This is a genomic window from Streptomyces sp. NPDC088124, from assembly GCF_040685895.1.
In the GTDB taxonomy this organism is placed as follows: Bacteria; Actinomycetota; Actinomycetes; order Streptomycetales; family Streptomycetaceae; genus Streptomyces.
Map to the genome: position 1 here is coordinate 14597 of NZ_JBFBJB010000090.1, position 16130 is coordinate 30726.

At 70.7% G+C, this 16130-nt stretch carries 17 protein-coding genes; 6 read left to right on the top strand and 11 right to left on the bottom strand.

Annotation, left to right across the window (positions count from 1 at the left end):
• Positions 1-32 precede the first annotated feature (32 nt).
• From AB0P17_RS40810 to efeO, 4 genes are read right to left on the bottom strand one after another with little or no spacing between them, the layout of a single operon-like run.
• Positions 33-986, bottom strand: a complete 954-nt coding sequence (locus tag AB0P17_RS40810; RefSeq protein ID WP_365819774.1) for a hypothetical protein — start codon at positions 984-986, stop codon at positions 33-35.
• A complete protein-coding gene (gene efeU, locus AB0P17_RS40815; RefSeq protein WP_365819742.1) occupies positions 904-1944 on the bottom strand; it encodes an iron uptake transporter permease EfeU in 1041 nt (346 codons plus the stop codon). The genes AB0P17_RS40810 and efeU overlap by 83 nt, the downstream gene beginning before the upstream one ends.
• 24 nt (positions 1945-1968) lie before the next feature.
• Positions 1969-3306 carry an iron uptake transporter deferrochelatase/peroxidase subunit gene (efeB, locus tag AB0P17_RS40820; protein WP_365819744.1) on the bottom strand — a complete coding sequence of 446 codons (1338 nt, stop codon included), beginning with the start codon at positions 3304-3306 and terminating at the stop codon, positions 1969-1971.
• Positions 3307-3319: 13 nt separating this feature from the next.
• On the bottom strand, positions 3320-4462 hold the full coding sequence (gene efeO / locus AB0P17_RS40825; RefSeq protein WP_365819746.1) for an iron uptake system protein EfeO: 1143 nt from the start codon (positions 4460-4462) through the stop codon (positions 3320-3322).
• Positions 4463-4644: 182 nt separating this feature from the next.
• On the opposite strand from efeO, the gene AB0P17_RS40830 reads away from it, so the two are divergent.
• Complete coding sequence (locus AB0P17_RS40830; protein WP_365819748.1) at positions 4645-4926, top strand: hypothetical protein; 282 nt, start codon at positions 4645-4647, stop codon at positions 4924-4926.
• A 97-nt stretch (positions 4927-5023) separates the two neighbouring features.
• Here the strand turns inward: AB0P17_RS40830 and AB0P17_RS40835 are convergent, their stop codons facing one another.
• Both AB0P17_RS40835 and AB0P17_RS40840 read right to left on the bottom strand, forming a co-directional pair.
• Entirely contained in the window at positions 5024-7345 is a 2322-nt protein-coding gene (locus AB0P17_RS40835) for a Tat pathway signal sequence domain protein (protein WP_365819750.1), read from the bottom strand.
• 174 nt (positions 7346-7519) lie between these two features.
• Positions 7520-7972 (bottom strand): PaaI family thioesterase, encoded by a 453-nt coding sequence (locus AB0P17_RS40840; RefSeq protein ID WP_365819752.1) that lies wholly within the window; start codon positions 7970-7972, stop codon positions 7520-7522.
• A gap of 175 nt (positions 7973-8147) precedes the next feature.
• Here AB0P17_RS40840 and AB0P17_RS40845 point away from each other — a divergent pair, with 175 nt between their 5' ends.
• Complete coding sequence (locus tag AB0P17_RS40845) at positions 8148-9065, top strand: transglutaminase domain-containing protein (RefSeq protein ID WP_365819754.1); 918 nt, start codon at positions 8148-8150, stop codon at positions 9063-9065.
• A gap of 91 nt (positions 9066-9156) precedes the next feature.
• On the opposite strand, the gene AB0P17_RS40850 is transcribed toward AB0P17_RS40845, so the two are convergent.
• The 3 genes from AB0P17_RS40850 to AB0P17_RS40860 all read right to left on the bottom strand — a co-directional run bounded on the left by AB0P17_RS40850 (position 9157) and on the right by AB0P17_RS40860 (position 11419).
• The gene (locus AB0P17_RS40850) at positions 9157-9519 is read right to left on the bottom strand and encodes a DoxX family protein (RefSeq protein WP_365819756.1); all 363 of its coding nucleotides are present in this window, start codon (positions 9517-9519) and stop codon (positions 9157-9159) included.
• 146 nt (positions 9520-9665) lie between these two features.
• Positions 9666-10448, bottom strand: a complete 783-nt coding sequence (locus tag AB0P17_RS40855) for a DUF899 family protein (protein WP_365819758.1) — start codon at positions 10446-10448, stop codon at positions 9666-9668.
• A gap of 158 nt (positions 10449-10606) precedes the next feature.
• On the bottom strand, positions 10607-11419 hold the full coding sequence (locus AB0P17_RS40860) for an SDR family oxidoreductase (RefSeq protein ID WP_365819760.1): 813 nt from the start codon (positions 11417-11419) through the stop codon (positions 10607-10609).
• 72 nt (positions 11420-11491) lie between these two features.
• Between AB0P17_RS40860 and AB0P17_RS40865 the strand changes: the two genes are divergently transcribed.
• Positions 11492-12079 (top strand): helix-turn-helix domain-containing protein, encoded by a 588-nt coding sequence (locus AB0P17_RS40865; protein ID WP_365819762.1) that lies wholly within the window; start codon positions 11492-11494, stop codon positions 12077-12079.
• On the opposite strand, the gene AB0P17_RS40870 is transcribed toward AB0P17_RS40865, so the two are convergent.
• Positions 12017-12373 carry a hypothetical protein gene (locus AB0P17_RS40870; protein WP_365819764.1) on the bottom strand — a complete coding sequence of 119 codons (357 nt, stop codon included), beginning with the start codon at positions 12371-12373 and terminating at the stop codon, positions 12017-12019. The genes AB0P17_RS40865 and AB0P17_RS40870 overlap by 63 nt on opposite strands.
• Positions 12374-12630: 257 nt before the next feature.
• Positions 12631-13602, bottom strand: coding sequence for an aldo/keto reductase (locus AB0P17_RS40875; RefSeq protein ID WP_365819766.1), 972 nt, complete (start codon positions 13600-13602; stop codon positions 12631-12633).
• 148 nt (positions 13603-13750) lie between these two features.
• Between AB0P17_RS40875 and AB0P17_RS40880 the strand changes: the two genes are divergently transcribed.
• The 3 genes from AB0P17_RS40880 (at position 13751) to AB0P17_RS40890 (ending at position 16040) form a co-directional block, all read left to right on the top strand.
• Positions 13751-14356: a TetR/AcrR family transcriptional regulator gene (locus AB0P17_RS40880; protein WP_365819768.1), complete on the top strand. Its 606-nt coding sequence runs from the start codon at positions 13751-13753 to the stop codon at positions 14354-14356.
• Positions 14357-14557: 201 nt separating this feature from the next.
• The gene (locus AB0P17_RS40885) at positions 14558-14950 is read left to right on the top strand and encodes an ester cyclase (RefSeq protein WP_365819770.1); all 393 of its coding nucleotides are present in this window, start codon (positions 14558-14560) and stop codon (positions 14948-14950) included.
• Entirely contained in the window at positions 14943-16040 is a 1098-nt protein-coding gene (locus tag AB0P17_RS40890) for a Gfo/Idh/MocA family oxidoreductase (protein ID WP_365819772.1), read from the top strand. Before AB0P17_RS40885 ends, AB0P17_RS40890 begins: the two co-directional genes overlap by 8 nt.
• Positions 16041-16130: the final 90 nt, after the last annotated feature.

Consider the following 16130-nt stretch of genomic DNA (forward strand, 5'->3'; position numbering starts at 1 on the left):
GCACCCCCCGCGCCGCCCGGCACGGCGGGCGGTTACGAACCCTTCGCCGCGATGACGCCCTGGAGCCGCCCCGCCACCGTCACCTGCGGGTCGCCCGCGTCCGCCGCCGGGACCAGGACGGCCTGGCTGGAGATCCACTCCTTCGTGAGCGTGTTCTTCACCTCGCCCGTCGTCAGCGCCTTCACATCCGCGCTCACCTGCGGCTTCACACCCTTCGCGCCCGTCAGCCGCTCGAAGTAGCGGGTGGCGAAGAAGACCAGCGCGCCGCCGTCCTCCGTCGCGAGCCCCAGCGGCTCGAAGGCACCGCTGCTCGCCGCCTGGTCGATGTACTGCGTGGTCAGACCCGGCAGCCGTGCCTTGTCCTTGCGGGTCTTGCGCCACTCGCTGGTGTGCGGCCCGTCCGCGAAGCTGTCCGGCTCGCCGTCCTCCAGATACGAGGCGTACTCCGCGCTCAGATCCTTCGGCGCCACCGCCAGCGCCTTGCCGCCCGGTTCCACCGGCTCGCCCAGGCCCTCGCCGTCCGTCCTGAACTCCGGGACCGCGTCCGCCGCGAGGATCGTCAGATACGGGACCGCCCACTTCTCGTCGGGCCCGTTGCGCAGGAAGACCAGCACCCAACGGGTGTCCTGCGCGGGGTCGTTGTCCTTGTCCCGGTTGCTGTCGGTGTCCGCCACGAACCAGCGCGGCCAGCCGGCCTTCTTCGGGATCGTGAACTTCGCGTCCGTCAGCTCCAGCGGCTGGTGCGCGGCGTTCCCGTTCGGGGAGGTGATGGAACGCGACTTCAGACCGGCCTGGTTGATCGCGCCGAGCGCGCCGGTCACCCGGTCCGCGTCGAGCGCCGGATCGAACGCCTTGTCCGCCGCGTTGTACGCGTCGGTGAAGTCCTTCAGCGCCTGCGCGGCCTCACTCCGGTCCGCCGACGGCAGTACCGCCAGCTCCCCGTGCACCGTCACGCAGCCGCTCGCCGTCAGCGACAGCACCGTCACCGCCGCGAGCGCCGCCACCGCCCGGCCCGTCGCCCGGCCGGTCGCCCGACGCGCCGCCCGATCCGTCCCCCGCATCGGCCTTCCCAGCCTGCTCATCGGCCGCCACCGCTCCTTGACCCCTGCTACCCGTGCTACCCGGACCCGTACGAACGGATCGCCACCCTACCGGGGCCAGGAACAGCGCGAGCGCCGGGACCAGATACAGGAACCAGACGGTTACCTGAAGCACCGTCGGGTCCGGCTGGAAGTTGAGAACACCCTTCAGGAGCGTGCCGTACCAGCTGTCCGGCGGGATCGTCGCACTGATGTCGAACGCCCTGTCCGACAGACCGCCCAGGAAGCGCGCCTCCTGGAGGTCGTGGACGCCGTACGCGAGCACCCCTGCCGCCACGACCACCAGCATCCCGCCGGTCCACGTGAAGAACCGGGCCAGATCGATCCGCAGCGCGCCCCGGTAGAAGAGCCACCCGAGGACGACCGCGCTGGCGATCCCCAGCAGCACGCCGATCAGCGGCGCGTGCGTACCGTCCGACGAGGCGCGCACCGACGCCCACACGAACAGCGCCGTCTCCAGCCCCTCCCGGCCCACCGCCAGGAACGCCGTCGCGACCAGCGCGCCCGTCCCCATCCGCAGCGCCGCGTCCAGCTTGACGCCCAGCTCGGCCCGCAGATGCCGCGCGGTGCGCCGCATCCAGAAGACCATCCAGGTCACCAGCCCCACCGCGACGACCGACAGCGAGCCGCCCAGCGCCTCCTGCGCCTCGAACGTCAGCTCCTGCGAGCCGAATTCGAGCCCGAAGCCGAAGCCCAGCGCGAGGACGACGGCGACGCCGATGCCGAACCACACGGGCCGCAGCGCGTCGCGCCGCTCCGTCTTCACCAGATACGCGATCAGGATGCAGACGACGAGGCTGGCCTCCAGCCCCTCGCGCAGGCCGATCAGATAGTTTCCGAACACGCCGGAACTCCTTCGTTGGGTGGATCAGGTGATCAGCGCCCGGCCCCACCAGTCGCCCGTGTCCCGGACGCCCGGCGGGATCGCGAAGACCGCTGAACCCACGTGCTGGATGTACTCGTTGAGCGCGTCGGAGCGCGCCAGGGACCGCTGTACGGGGATGAACGCGTCCCGCACGTCCCGCTGGTACGCCAGGAAGAACAGCCCCGCGTCGAGCCGGCCGAGCCCGTCCGTACCGTCCGTGAAGGAGTAGCCGCGGCGCAGCATCCGTACCCCGTGGTGCGCGTCGGGATGGGCCAGCCGTACGTGCGAGGTCGGCAGCATCGCCGCCAGGTTGGGCTTGTCGTGCTCGCGCGCCTTGCCGACCGCCGCGCCCTCGCCCTTGTCGCGGCCGAAGACATCCTCCTGCTCCTGGAGTGGCGCCCGGTCCCAGCTCTCGATCCGCATCGAGATCCGGCGGGCGACGAGATACGAGCCGCCCGAGATCCAGCCGGGCTCGCCCTTCCCGCCGCCCGCCCAGACGTACCGGTCCAGCGCGGCGGTCTCGTCGACCGCGATGTTGCTGGTGCCGTCCTTGAAGCCGAAGAGGTTACGGGGCGTCTGCGCGCCCGGGGTCGTCGACGACGTCTTGCCGAAGCCCAGCTGCGACCAGCGCACCGCGACCTTCCCGAAGCCGATTCTGGCCAGATTGCGGATCGCGTGCACCGCGACCTGCGGATCGTCCGCGCAGGCCTGGACGCAGAGATCACCGCCGCCGCGCGCCGGGTCGAGGTTGTCGCCGGGGAAGTGCGGCAGGTCGACCAGTGCGGCCGGCCGGCGCGCCGCCAGCCCGAACCGGTCCGTGCGCCCCGTGCCGTGCTGGAAGAGCCCGGGGCCGAAGCCGACGGTCAGGGTGAGCCGGGACGGCCGGAGGCCGAGCGCCTCGCCCGTGTCGTCCGGCGGCGCCTCGGCGAGACCGCCGTACGCGCCGTCGCCGACCGGGCGCCCCGCCGTCATCCGCTCGGCGGCCCGCGTCCAGTCCTTCAGCAACTGGACCAGCTCCGCGCGGTCGTCGGTCGTCACGTCGAACGCCGCGAAGTGCAGCCGGTCCTGGACGGGCGTGGCGATGCCCGCCTGATGCGCGCCGTGGAAGGGCACCGCCGCGCCGCTGTCCGCGGCGGGCCCGGCGGTGTCCCCGCCCCGTACCGCCGCGACGGCGCCCCCGGCCGCGGCGGCCCCGAGCGCGAGCCCGGCACCGCCCCAGCCGAGCAGGGCCCGCCGCGAGGGGACGGGCGCGGCGTCGCTCCCTGCCCCTTTCCCCGCCCCAGTCCTCGCCTCTTTCTCCGCTGCGCTGTGAGCCGCGTTCGTCTCTCCGGTGCCGGACATCGCGTGCGCTTCCTTACTTCTTCACCACGGCGGCGGCGAGCTTCGAGAGCGGCTCTGCCAGCGCGTTGACGCCGTCCGACAGCTCCTTGCGCTCCGCCGTGCCGACCTTCTCGTACGACGTGAACCCGTACGGGTCCGCGCCGTCCCGGTACGTGTCCAGCAGCGTGCCGAGCGCGGCGAACCGCTTGTCCAACTCGGTCACCAGCGCCGGGTCGTTCTTGGCCGCCACTGGCTTCAGCAACTCGTACGAGCGCTCCGCGCCCTCGACGTTGGCCTTGAAGTCCACCAGGTCGGTGTGGCTGTACCGCTCCTCCTCGCCGGTGACCTTGCCGGCGGCGACCTCGTCGAGGAGTTCCTTGGCGCCGTTGGCCATCGACGTCGGGGTGATCTCGGCCCGGCCCACGCGCTTCTGCCAGTCCAGCAGGTCCTTGTCGAGGCCGTCCGCGAGGCTCTTCGCGTCCGGTCCGAGCTTCTTGTCCTGCCACAGCTCCTTCTCCAGGCGGTGCCAGCCCGTCCACTTCTGGCCCGGCTCCAGGCCGTCGGCGCGCACATCCACCTTCGGGTCGATATCGCCGAAGGACTCGGCCACCGGCTCCGTACGCTCCCAGCCGATGCGCGAGGGCGCGTACGCCTTCTTCGCGGCCGCCAGGTCACCGGCGCGCACGGCGTCGGTGAAGACCTTCACCTTCGGCAGCGTCTCGTCGGCCTGCGCCTGGACGTAGGTGCGGTACGCGGCGACCGCGGCGTCCATCTCCGGGCTGCGCTCGGCGGGCGCCCCGCCGGTCACGGTGACCTTCTGCCGGATGCCGTCGCCCTTCATGCCGGGCTTGCAGGCGATCTCGTACGCACCGGACTTCACCTCGGCGGTGATCTTCGCCTTCGTACCGGGGCCGATGTTCTCGCGCTCGGTGACGATCCGGTCGTCGGGGAAGAGGAGATAGACCTCGGTGACCTTGGACCCCTGGTTCTCGACGGCCAGTTCGAGGTGACCGGCGGGGAACTCCGTCTTCGAGACCTCGCAGGCGTCGTCCTTCGCGGTGACCCGGACGGCGTCCGCGCCGCCCCGGGGGTCGCTCTTCTCGGCGCACCCGGTGACGGCGGTCAGGGCCACCACGGCGGCGGTGGCGGTGACGAGGGAGAGACGGGCAGGTCGCATACGGGGCTCCACGATGGAAGGGCGGGAACATTCGGCGGGAACTTTGGGCGGGAATACGGACATGACACGAGATGCGGCGGGCTCAACTTAACTGAGGCTTACCTCAGTAGCGCCCCTCCGTCGAGTGATTCAGCTCTCACTCACACATCCGGGGGCCGCCCGGATACGGCCAGGTCACAGGGGTGCCAGGGGCACACCACGACGGGGTCAAGCCGGGGTCAAGAAGGCGCTTTCCGCTCACCGGCCCGCCCGCTCCGTCGGCACGCCCGCCGGTACGTCAGGCCGGATGTTGGGGAACGGCCGGCGGGACCACCGGCGGTACGGGCGGCGCGCTCGCCTCCACCGGCGCGGCGTTCCCGGCGGGCACGCTCCTCGGTGCGGCGGGCGCGATCGCGGCGGCCGGCGCGGGCGCGGTCGTCGTGGCCGGGCGCCGCCGCGAAACGCGGGCCGAGCGACCCGCGTAACACCCCCCGCTCACCCCGCTCACCCCGTACGACAGGCCCCCGGGACAAGGCGCGTCCCGGGGGCCCGACAGGTGCCGGCACATGTCACGTACGACGACTACGGAAGCCCCCAGGCATCGCCCGGCTCCGAGATCGCGACCGGCGCGATGACCAGATCGGGCCGTGCCCCGGAGTGGACCAGCACCTCACGGCCCTTGGGCACGGTGATGGCCAGCGTGCCGTTCCCCAGGTCCTGCGTCCTGGCCGGTGTGCCGTCGTCGAGCAGCACCGTGAGCGTGCCGGTCAGGCCGTGCTGGAGCTTGAGCGGTTCGCCCGCCAGGCTCCTGACCCGGATGAACCGGGTGACGCCCCCCTTTCGCACCGCGCTGACGAGGAAGGCACCCTGCGTCCGGAAGTCGTGCAGCGTGACGTCCTTCCAGTCCTTCGGCACGGCGGGGAAGACCCGCACCGTGCCGCCCCAGCTCTGGCAGAGCATGTCGTGCACGGACTGCGAGGCGGACAGCGGCGTCTCGATGACCGGTCCGGCCTCGGTGTAGTGGGTGTTGGCACGGCAGGGGTACCGGGTGGTGGGGTCGAAGAACAGCTTCAGATAGCTGAGCGCGGTGTCGCCCCGCCCGGCCATCGCGTACAGCGAGGCGGCGCCGGTGTAGCTGTAGCCGCGGTGGGCGCCGGTCAGCGCGTGCCAGTGGACGAGCGACTTCTCGATCAGCTCGCGGTTCTCCGGCTGGTCCCAGTTGACGAGGTAGAGCGGGTACACCATCAGCAGGTGCGAGTAGTGCCGGTGCGACTGGGCGTACGGGGTGTCCGCCCCGATCATGAAGCCGTTCTCGTCGGTCGGGTACGGCGTGAGCCGCGCCAGGACCTCCTGCCAGCGCGGCTTCAGTGGATCGTTGACGCCGAGGTGCGCGGAGGCGTCGAGGAGGGTCTGGCAGCCCCAGCGGATCAGCGCGAGGTCGTAGTTGGTGTCCTGCGGCGGGACGACCGGATACTCGGGGGAGAGGGTGCTGGGCAGATGGAGCTTGCCGTCGCTGCCCGGTGTGAGGAAGTGCAGGTAGTAGTTGATCGCGCGGCGCAGCAGTGGGAAGAGCGTCTCGCGCAGCAGCGTCTCGTCCATGGTGTGCCGGTAGCTCAGCCACACGTTGTGCAGCGCCCAGGTCAGGTCCCCGACCTCGGCGCCGCTGCCCGGGGTACCGACACTCCGGGTGGCGAACATGTCCGAACTGCGGCCGACCCCGGAGCTGTCGGAGCGGTAGGCGGCGGGCACATTGGCGGTGAGCTGCTCCTGGTTCTGGCGGAGCGTGGTGGTCAGCGAGTCCAGCTCCAGGTGGTTGGAGCCGTGGATGAGCCAGTACTCCAGCTGCAGGTTGAGGTTCCACCACACGGCCGGCCAGGGGGTGGGCTCCAGCCACGGCCCGCAGGTGGCCATCACCGGGGCGCCCGCCCGGGTGGCGGAGGCGACCTTGTAGAGCTGGATCCAGTAGAAGCTCTGGAGCCGCTCGTCGGGGAAGGAGACGAAGCTCTTGCGGTAGAAGTCGTGCCACCAGCGGGTGTTCCGGTCGCGGAGGGTTCCGTACGCCTCGGCCCGCTGGATCTTCCGGAGCGAGACGGCCGCGGCCTCGCTGTCGGACGGAAAGCTGTGCCCGACGCTGAGCAGGAGCACGTCACCGGTCTGCCGGTAGGCCGTCGCGGTCTGACCGCCGCCGACGAGCGGCTGGAGCACCTGCTTGACGCCGTCGGTGGTGCGGGTGGACCAGGCGGGGTTGGCGACGTAGCCGGCGGGCGGCTCCTCCTGGATCTTCCGGGGGCTCATGGCCTCCTCGGGGTGGAACGTCCAGCGGACGCGCTCGCCGCCGCTCGCCCGCACGCGGGCGACGAGGATCTCGTCGTGGATGAAGGCGGTGAGGGTGAGCGTGCCGGACGAGGTGGTGACCGTGCCGCTGAGCTCCGCGTTCCACAGGCTCAGCCGCCAGTCGACGGCCGTGATGGTGCCGACCGGGTCGAGCGTCAGATGTCCGACCGGCAGCCGGCAGGTGCCCCAGCCGCTGCCGAACGTGGGCCGGTGGTCCTGCACCCGGCCGTGCTGGACGGTGAAGCGGATCTTGTTGGCGTCCGGCTCCTTGTAGACCATGCTGCCCAGCAGCCCGTCGCCCAGGAACGGCCCCTCGTGCCACAGGGCGGGCAGCCGGCTCCAGACCAGGTCCTGCCGGCGCAGGAAGTCGGCCCAGTCGCCGCTGCCGGACATGCGGTTGCTCAACTTCCACGGCTGCGCCCGGACCGCCTCCGCCGCCGGCTCCGTGCCCCCGGCGGGCTCCTCGGCGCGGGCGACCGACGGCAGCGAGGCGAGCGCCGCGCCGGTCAGCGCGGAGCCGAGTACGGCTCTGCGCGATGTCGGTAAGACCTTTCTCGGCTGTGAGGTCATGCGTGTGCCTCCATGCCTGATGGACCGTCAATACATCGGGTGTATTGCGGGAAAGTTACGGTCCCGGTCTGTACCTGTCAATGGATAAGGTGCCATTCTCAAGTGGCGCGCCCGCTCCCCTCTCCAACACATCGGATCTCTCATCGGGATGACCGGATGGCCGCACTCTCACCGCTAGGGCGTGTCCACCCGGATCAGGGTCTGCTGTCCGTTGGCGACGAGCTTCCGCTCGCCGCCGTCCCGGACGCCGTACACCTCCAGCAGGCACACGGTCAGGGTGCGGCCGGACCTCAGGACCGTCCCGACCGCCTCGATGTGGTCGCCGACCGCCGGCGCGAGGAGGTTGATCTTGTACTCGACGGTGAGCACCTCGGCCTCCTCGGGGAACAGCGTGTAGGCCGCGTAGCCGCCCGCCGTGTCCGCGATGGCGCCGGTGGCCCCGGCGTGGAAGTACCCGTGATGCTGGGTGACTTCGGGACGGCCGGGAAGCACGATGTGTACGCGCCCGGGCTCGACGCGGGAGATACGGGCACCGAGGTGGGCCATCAGCCCCTGCCGCCCGAAGCTGGCCAGAACCCGCTTCTCCATAGCGCCGTCGGCCTCTTCGGGCCGGATCCGCTCTGCCATGAACTCTCCTCCGGAAGCCGGGCCGGTCCCTCGGCACGGTACGGGCCGGCACACCGACGGCACGAGGGGCCACCGTGCACGCGGCCGTGTGGACAATCGCGGGCGAATTTTGACACGGTGAGGCGCGCCGGCCCGGTAGTCGATCACGCGGCCGATGCCTCCTGGGGGTCCCGTCATGCCACCCGCCCGCCTCGCTCCGGACGCCGCCGCCTTCTATGCCGGGCAGAGCGCCTTCACCGACCCCGGCGCTCTCGCCCCGCTCTACGCCGACCTGCCGGACGATCCGGCCCAACTCGCCCGTACGGCAAGGGATCTGGTGTTCCACCGCCTGGAAGGCGAGCCGCTCCGCCATGCCGTCCCGCGGGACCGCCTGCACCACGACGCCGAGACGCGCTACGTGGACGACATCCTGCGGCTGATCACCGAACGCAACGACGCCCCGCTGACGCGCCGCCGCGCGTTCGGCGACCGCTTCGTCGGGGTCTGCCGCGACCTCGCGCTGCTGCACTGCTCGTTCCTGCGCCACGCGGGCATCCCGGCGCGCCTGCGATCCGGCTTCGCCGACTACTTCGGCCCGGGATTCCACTCGGACCACGCGGTCACCGAGTACTGGGACAGCGAGCGGGGCTGGCTGCTCGCCGATCCCCAGATGACCGATCCGGCCGTCGCCGGCCTGTGGAAAATAGACTTCGACCCGATGGACGTACCACGCGACCGTTTTCTCGTCGCCGGCAAGGCGTGGCAGGCCATACGGACGGGGGAGGCGGACCCGGAAACCTTCGGACTCCACCCTCCGGCGGACGGGCCGATGTTCGGGGAGTGGTTCGTGGCGCACGACATCCGGATCGACCTCGCCGCACTGAACAAGGTGGAGACCCTGCTGTGGGACACCTGGGGAACGGGAGCGGGCGGCGGCAGGGAGATGGACGACACGGCACGTGAACTGTACGACCGTGCCGCACTGGTGGCGTCCGACGACGTTCCCTTCGCCGCGGCACTGCAGCTGTTCGCGGAGAACGAGCAACTGCGGACACCGAAGACGGTGCTGTCGCTCGCCCCGTTCAACGGCCCGACGGAAGCCACCCTCCGCTGACCCCACGCACCTCCGGCGACGCCACCGGACGCGCCGGAGACGCGGTCCTTCGGCGCCCCGGCGCGCCAAGAGGCGCCCACGCGGGGGCCGTTCAGAACGCCGTGGCCAGCCATGCCGCGGCCACGGCCAGGAGGATCAGCGGCACGTTCAGGCCGGTCTCCTTCACTTCGCCGCGCGACAGGTGAAGCCCGGCCGCCAGGATCTGCAGGACCGCGAAGCCGACCGCCGCAGCGATCGCGAGGGCCGGCGCGATACCCGTCAGCGGCGGCAGGACCAATCCGGCCGCGCCGAGTATCTCCACGGCCCCGATGAGCCGCACGACCGGCATCGGGACGGTGTCGACCCAGCCCATCATCGGCGCGAGCTGCTCCTGGCTCTGGGTGATCTTCCTCCCGCCGGCGAAGAGATACAGGAGACCCAGCAGTGCGGCAACGATCCAGTACGCGACAACCACGGCGGAACCCCCAATAGTTACTGCTTGTAGGTGCGCCCATGATGGGGCACTCCCGAAGGGCTTACAAACCCGCTGCGCTCCCTCGGGGACGAGGGGCAACGGGCGTGCACCGGTGGGGTGTTGGTTGCCGGGGGCAGCGCCGCCCCTCAGTGGTAGGGGCCGTGCCGGCCGAGGGTCTTCACCGGGGTCGCGCCGGGGCGGGTCCACTGCGGTACGGGGCGGCTGGCCGGGCCCCAGGTGGCGTTGCCGTTCGCGTCGGAGCGCCAGTACCAGCACGCGTCGCGCCCGTCGGGCCGGTCCTCCGGGTTGTCCTCCCATGCCTCGCCGCGGCCGTAGGGCGTCCTGTCCAGCAGGCCGAGGGAGCCGTTGACCGGCTCGTTGCCGCGGCCCGTCGTCGAGTACGTGAGGAACACGCGGTCGCCGTCACGCAGGAAGCACGCGAGGTGGCCCATGGCGCCGCCGATCGGCGCCGGCACATCGCGCACCGAGTACCAGGGCTGCGTGTAGCCCATGAACGCGACGTACGAGGCCACCTCGTCCCAGCGTCCCGTGGTCAGGATGGCGAACGAGACGCCGCGGGCGTTGAGGTAGACGGCGTCCCTCAGGTGCCAGGCCGTGGTGGTGCAGCCCTCGCACTGCCCCTGGTGCGGCGCGCCGTCGTACCACATGTGCTGGTAGACCATCAGCTCGTCGCGGCCCTGGAACAGGTCGGTGAACGGGACCGGGCCGTCGGCCCCGACGACCTCGACCGTCCCGTCGAGCTCCACCATCGGCAGCCGGCGGCGGGCCGCGGCGAGGGCGTCGCCCTCGTGGGTGTGGGCCTTCTCGCGGACCAGCAGCTCGTCCCGGGCGCGCTGCCAGGTGGCCAGGTCGACGACGGGCGGGCGGCCGGGCAGCCCGGTGGGCCGGTCGTTCGGCGGGGTCGGCATGGCATCCTCCGCGGTGTCTCGTGCCGGGAGGCGTCGTACGACGCCCCGTGACGGTCACCAGATCAGACTCCCGCCCCGGCCGGAACTCATCGCGGCAGGTGGCGCCCTCGGCAGAGCCCGAACGGACCACGTCGGGCCGGTACGCGCGGCGACACCCCTCAGGCCGCGACCGTCGCCGCCCCGGAGGTCCGTGCCTGGAGTGTCCCCATGAGCAGGACCGTGCGCCGCCGGGTGAAGAAGCGGGGCAGCTTTCCCGCGATCGAGTTCATGCGGCCCGACTGCACGCTCGGCTGGCGCCCCCGGTCGAGTGCGCGCATCGCCACCATGACCACCTGCTCCGGGGTCTGGTAATTGCCCTGGTAGGCCCCGCCCGGGAACGCGTCGAAGAATTCGGTACGGGTGAGGCCCGGCGCGAGGGAGAGCACGCGCAGCCCGGTGCCGCGCGACTCGTACCAGAGCGCCTCGGTGAAGCTGAGCACGAACGCCTTGCAGGCGGCGTAGACCGCCATGCCGGGGGAAGGCGTGTAGGCCGCCATGCTGGCCACGTTGACGAGGACGCCCCGGCCGGAGTCCCGCAGCGGTTCGATGAACGCCCGGGTGAGGTCGACGAGGTTGGCGACATCGACGTTGATCTCGTCGGTGAGACGGTCGGGGTCCTCCCGGTGAAAGGCTCCCTCGGTACCGAAACCGGCGTTGTTCACCAGGCCGTCGACCGTGATCCCGCGCCGCGCCAGATCGGCGGCCAGCCGCCGGCCCGCGCCCGGCTCGCTCAGGTCGAGGGGGACTGTGGTGGCCTGCACGCCGTGCCGCGCACCGAGCTCGGCGGCGAGGGTCTCCAGACGGTCGTGGCGTCGAGCGACGAGGACCACATCGGAGCCGCGGCGCGCCAACTCGCGGGCGAAGGCGGCGCCGATACCCGAACTGGCGCCGGTGACGATCGTGGTCTGGCCGGAGAAGTCGATCGGAGTCATATCTGCACTGTAGGCATAAATTTGCACTCAGTGCAATAGTGTGCGTGTGGTGCAACACAATAGGCTGGGCACATGGCCGACCCACCTACGCTTCGAGAGCGCGCACGCCGCGCGGCCCGCGCGGAGATCTCCGCCACCGCCATACGTCTGTTCGCGGAGAACGGCTTCGAGGCGACGACGGTCGACCAGATCGTCGCCGCGGTCGGCATCTCGCGCCGCTCCTTCTTCCACTACTTCGGCAGCAAGGAGGACCTCGTCCTCGGCGACATCGAGGCGCTGGGCGAGTCCGTACGCGCCGCGATGGAGGCCCGTCCGGCCGAGGAGTCGGCGTGGGACGCCATCCGGGGAGCCTTCCTGATACTCGGACGGGTCGGGGGTACCCCGGAGGAGCAGTTCGCCCTCGCCCGGATCCACCACGAGGCGCCCTCCCTGCGCGCCCGGCACCTGGAGAAACACCTCCACTGGCAGGAACTGCTCGCCCCCGAGGTGCAGCGCCGCCTCGGCCTCCCCACGTCCCCCACCCCCGACCCCCGGGCCCGCGCGTTCGTCGCGGCGGCGCTGGCCTGCCTCGACGCGGCCATCGACGAGTGGTACCGCTCAGGCGGGAAGAAAGACCCCGAGCGCCTCTTCGACGAGGCGGTCGCCACGCTCCGCAGCTGAGGACGGGGCGGCATCAACGGCGAAGCACTCGGGACGCGCCGCGCCCGCGACGGTCGCCGCGCGAACTCCCGTGCCGGACAACGGCGTCCAGGTCGCGGAACCACACATCTCGGCGGTTACGGCCGCGGCGGCCTCCGCCACGGCCCGGTCCTGTCCGGCCGGCCGGTGCAGGACCCGCGCGGCGATCACCAGCTCCTCCCGCTCGGCCTGGACCTCCGCCGGCTGCTTGGCCAACTCCTCGGCGAGCGTGTCCAGTTCATTCCGGTGAGCCGTGATCCGCTCCAGCTCCAGCATCCCCACACCCTCTTCGCGCCCGGCACCGGCCCGGTCAGGGATCGTGGGAGGAGTACGGCGGTCGGCACAGCAGAACCCGACAACGACCCTGGCGACAGGTCAGACGATCTTCACCATGGACACCCGCCGACGACCAGCGCGAGTACCCCGCACACCAGACCCGTGACCTGCGTACTTCATGTTGCACAGTCTCATTGGGAATGCGGCACTCTTCGCCCGGATGCCGACCCGCGGCGTGCGTGGTGGTACGTCTTCGATCAGCGGTCGATGGCGGCCATGTTGTCCGCGTCGTAGCGCTCGCCGGAGGCCCGGGGCAGGTCGTTGAGGCGGGCGACGTGGCTGGCAGTGAGCTCGATGTGGTCGGCGGCGGCGTTCTCCTCCAGCCGGGCGACTCGCTTGGTGCCGGGGATGGGCGCGATGTCGTCACCCTGGGCGAGCAGCCAGGCCAAGGCGACCTGTGCGGGCGTGGTGTCGATCTCGGCGGCTACGGCCCGGACCTCGTCGACGATTCGCAGGTTGCGTTCCAGGTTGCCTTCGGCGAAGCGGTGGTTGGTGCGGCGCCAGTCGTCGGTGTCAAGATCGTTCAGGGAGCGGATGTCGCCGGTCAGGAAGCCGCGGCCAAGCGGGGAGTACGGCACGAAGCCGATACCCAGTTCGCGCAGGACGGGCAGGATCTCGGCCTCCGGGTCGCGGGTCCACAGAGAGTATTCGGACTGGACCGCGGTGACCGGATGCACGGCGTGAGCGCGGCGGATCGTGGCGGGGCCGGCCTCCGACAGGCCGATGTGGCGGATCTTGCCTTCGGCCGCCAGTTCGGCCAGCGCGCCAACGGTCTCTTCGATGGGCGTGCCGGGGTCCACCCGGTGCTGGTAGCAGAGGTCGATGTAGTCGGTACCCAGGCGCTTCAGTGATCCCTCCACGGCCAGGCGGATGTTGGCCGGGGTGCTGTCCGGAGCCGTGCCACCGGTGTGGGAGATCAGTCCGAACTTGGTCGCCAGCACGACCTCGCCTCGGCGTCCCTGCACGGCCCGGCCGACCAGCCGCTCGTTGATGAAGGGGCCGTACCCCTCAGCGGTGTCGATATGGGTGACCCCGAGGTCCAGAGCGCGGTGGATCGTGCGGATCGACTCGTCGTCGAACTGGCCGGCGCCGGTGTAGAACGCCGACATTCCCATGGCTCCGAGACCGATGCGCGAGACCTTGAGGCTGCCGAGCGAAACGGTTTTCATGGCGCGGACTTCCCTTCCCATCAATTAAGTACCGGGCGGTGCAGAAACTTAGCACATCAAGACCGGCCGGTACTGAACTGTGTTCGCCGCCTGGGTGGGGTGAAACTGCTGGTCAGTGTAGATCTGTACCGAGAGGTACGCTTGTGGCATGAGTAACTCCCGTAGGGCCGTCATGGGCCGGCCTCGAGGATTCGACATCGACCAGGCGCTGGAACGCGCGATGCGGGTGTTCTGGGCGCGGGGGTACGAAGGTGCAAGCCTCGCTGAACTGACCGGTGCCATGGGGATCACCAAGACGAGCATGTACGCGGCCTTCGGCAACAAGGAGCAGTTGTTCCGCAAGGCCCTCCAGCGCTACGGCGCGGGGCCGGCCGCCTATGCCACGCGCGCCCTGGAGGAGCCCACCGCACGGGCTGTGGCCTTGGCGTTCCTCCGCGGAGCGGTCTGCACCACGACCCCTCCCGACGGCCCTTCCGGGTGCCTGACCGTGCAGGGTGCGCTGGCGTCGAGTGACGAGAGCCGGGCCGTCCACGACCTGCTTGTCGACTGGCGCAACGGCGCGGGGGTCCGTCTTGAGGAGCGCTTCCGGCGTGCCGTCGACGAGGGTGATCTTCCGCGCAACGCCGACCCTCGGCGTCTTGCCCGGTTCATCATGACGATGGGTTTCGGCATCGCGGTGCAGGCCGCCAACGGCCTCGGTCCTGCTGAGCTCGATGAGATCGTCGACACGGCGTTGCTCGGCTGGCCTGCATAGCGGCTGCACCCCTTCGCTCGCCCTGGTGAGACATTCTCCGCGCGTAAGGGCCGTGACGGTGCGGCAAAACTTCGGTACCGTCCGGGACAGAAGTGGCGAGCAGTGGTTCCTCCCCCTGCCGACGATCACCGTGACGAACCGTCAAGAGCCGTCGCGAAACACCGAGCATGACCTCCGCTCCGGGGGCCGAAGAAGGAGACCATGTCCGACACCGACCTGCGCGAGTTCTACCTGCGCTACATCGGGGCGCTCAACGCCCACGAGATCTACCGCGTGGACGAGTTCATCAACGACGAGACCACCCTGAACGGCGAGCCGGGCACTCGGGACCAGGTCATCGCTGTGCTGAACGGCGACATCGACGCGGTCCCGGACTTCCACTGGGAGCCCCGGGAGATCGCGGTCCATGGTGATCGCCTGGCCGCCCGTCTGACCAACACGGGTACGCCCGCCAAGGAGTGGCTCGGCGTGGCTCCCACCGGCGCCTCGTTCGAGATCGTCGAGTACGCCATCTACCAGGTTCGTGACGGGCGGTTCGTGCACATGACGGCCCTGCACGACGCCGAGACCCTGAGGCGGCAGCTCGGTGCCTGACCCCCGTAAGCCGATCGGCGTCGGCATCGTCGGCCTGAGCGCCACGGGAGGCTGGGCGGCCGGGGCTCACCTGCCCGCGCTCAGCGCCGTCGACGGGATCGAGCTTCGCGCGCTGGCGGCGAGCTCCGAAGCCTCGGCCCAGGCCGCAGGAGCGGCGTATGGCGTACCCGCGTACACGTCGGTCGAGCAGCTCGCCGGCGACGAGAACGTCGACCTCGTTGTTGTCGCCGTCAAAGTGCCCCAGCATCGCGAACTCGTGTTGCCCGTGCTGAAGGCGGGAGTGCCGGTGCTCTCCGAGTGGCCGCTCGCCGTCGACCTGCGCGAGGCCGAGGCGATGGAGCGTGCCGCCGGGACGACGCGCACCTTCGTCGGTCTTCAGGGACGCTCCTCGCCTACCTTCCGCTGGCTGGCCGACCTCGTGTCCGAAGGATTCGTGAGGGAAGTACTCTCCGCCACTGTCGTGGCGTCTTCGACCGAATGGGGCACTCCGGTGTCTCGGAACATGGTCTACACGCTCGACCGCAAGCTCGGGGCCACGATGCTGACCATCGCGTTCGGACACGCGATCGACCTGGTGTCGATGGTCGTCGGCGAGCTTCAGGAAGTGGTCGCTACGACCGCGACCCGGCGCCGCCAGGTTCCCCTCGGGCGCACCGGGCGGGTCGTTCCGATGACCGCCGAGGACCAGATCGCGATCTCGGGCACCGTGGCGGGCGGGGCGATCCTGTCCGTCCACCACCGTGGAGGCGCGGCATCGGGTGCAGGGTTCTCTCTGATCATCGACGGCACGGAGGGGAGACTTGAGATTACCGCCGCCGAGTTCCCGCACATCGGTCCGGTCACGGTGCGTGGCACACGCGACGGCGGTCGGCCTGCGAAGGTCACGCTGCCCAGCGGCTACGACGACTATCCCGGCCTGGCCGGAACAGTGATCCACACGCTGGTGCACGCCTACGCCGCGATTCGGGACGACCTCGTCCACGGAACGGCTGTCGCCCCGGACTTCACCCACGCCGTCGAGCGCCACCGACTCCTTGACGCGATCGTACGGTCCGCCGCCACAGGCCGACGAAAAGCCCTCCATCCTTAGACCGACCGGCGAATGGGGGGCGGCGTCGCGGGGCTGGGGCACGCACCTCGCGGCGTTGTCGTCACTCACCATGGCTCCGCCATGCCTCGA

Coding starts and splice junctions, on each gene's coding strand:
- efeB (WP_365819744.1), bottom strand. CDS start 3,306: ATGTCCGGCACCGGAGAGACGAACGCGGCTCACAGCGCAGCGGAGAAA.
- efeO (WP_365819746.1), bottom strand. CDS start 4,462: ATGCGACCTGCCCGTCTCTCCCTCGTCACCGCCACCGCCGCCGTGGTG.
- AB0P17_RS40835 (WP_365819750.1), bottom strand. CDS start 7,345: ATGACCTCACAGCCGAGAAAGGTCTTACCGACATCGCGCAGAGCCGTA.
- AB0P17_RS40840 (WP_365819752.1), bottom strand. CDS start 7,972: ATGGCAGAGCGGATCCGGCCCGAAGAGGCCGACGGCGCTATGGAGAAG.
- AB0P17_RS40845 (WP_365819754.1), top strand. CDS start 8,148: ATGCCACCCGCCCGCCTCGCTCCGGACGCCGCCGCCTTCTATGCCGGG.
- AB0P17_RS40855 (WP_365819758.1), bottom strand. CDS start 10,448: ATGCCGACCCCGCCGAACGACCGGCCCACCGGGCTGCCCGGCCGCCCG.
- AB0P17_RS40860 (WP_365819760.1), bottom strand. CDS start 11,419: ATGACTCCGATCGACTTCTCCGGCCAGACCACGATCGTCACCGGCGCC.
- AB0P17_RS40865 (WP_365819762.1), top strand. CDS start 11,492: ATGGCCGACCCACCTACGCTTCGAGAGCGCGCACGCCGCGCGGCCCGC.
- AB0P17_RS40870 (WP_365819764.1), bottom strand. CDS start 12,373: ATGCTGGAGCTGGAGCGGATCACGGCTCACCGGAATGAACTGGACACG.
- AB0P17_RS40875 (WP_365819766.1), bottom strand. CDS start 13,602: ATGAAAACCGTTTCGCTCGGCAGCCTCAAGGTCTCGCGCATCGGTCTC.
- AB0P17_RS40880 (WP_365819768.1), top strand. CDS start 13,751: ATGAGTAACTCCCGTAGGGCCGTCATGGGCCGGCCTCGAGGATTCGAC.
- AB0P17_RS40885 (WP_365819770.1), top strand. CDS start 14,558: ATGTCCGACACCGACCTGCGCGAGTTCTACCTGCGCTACATCGGGGCG.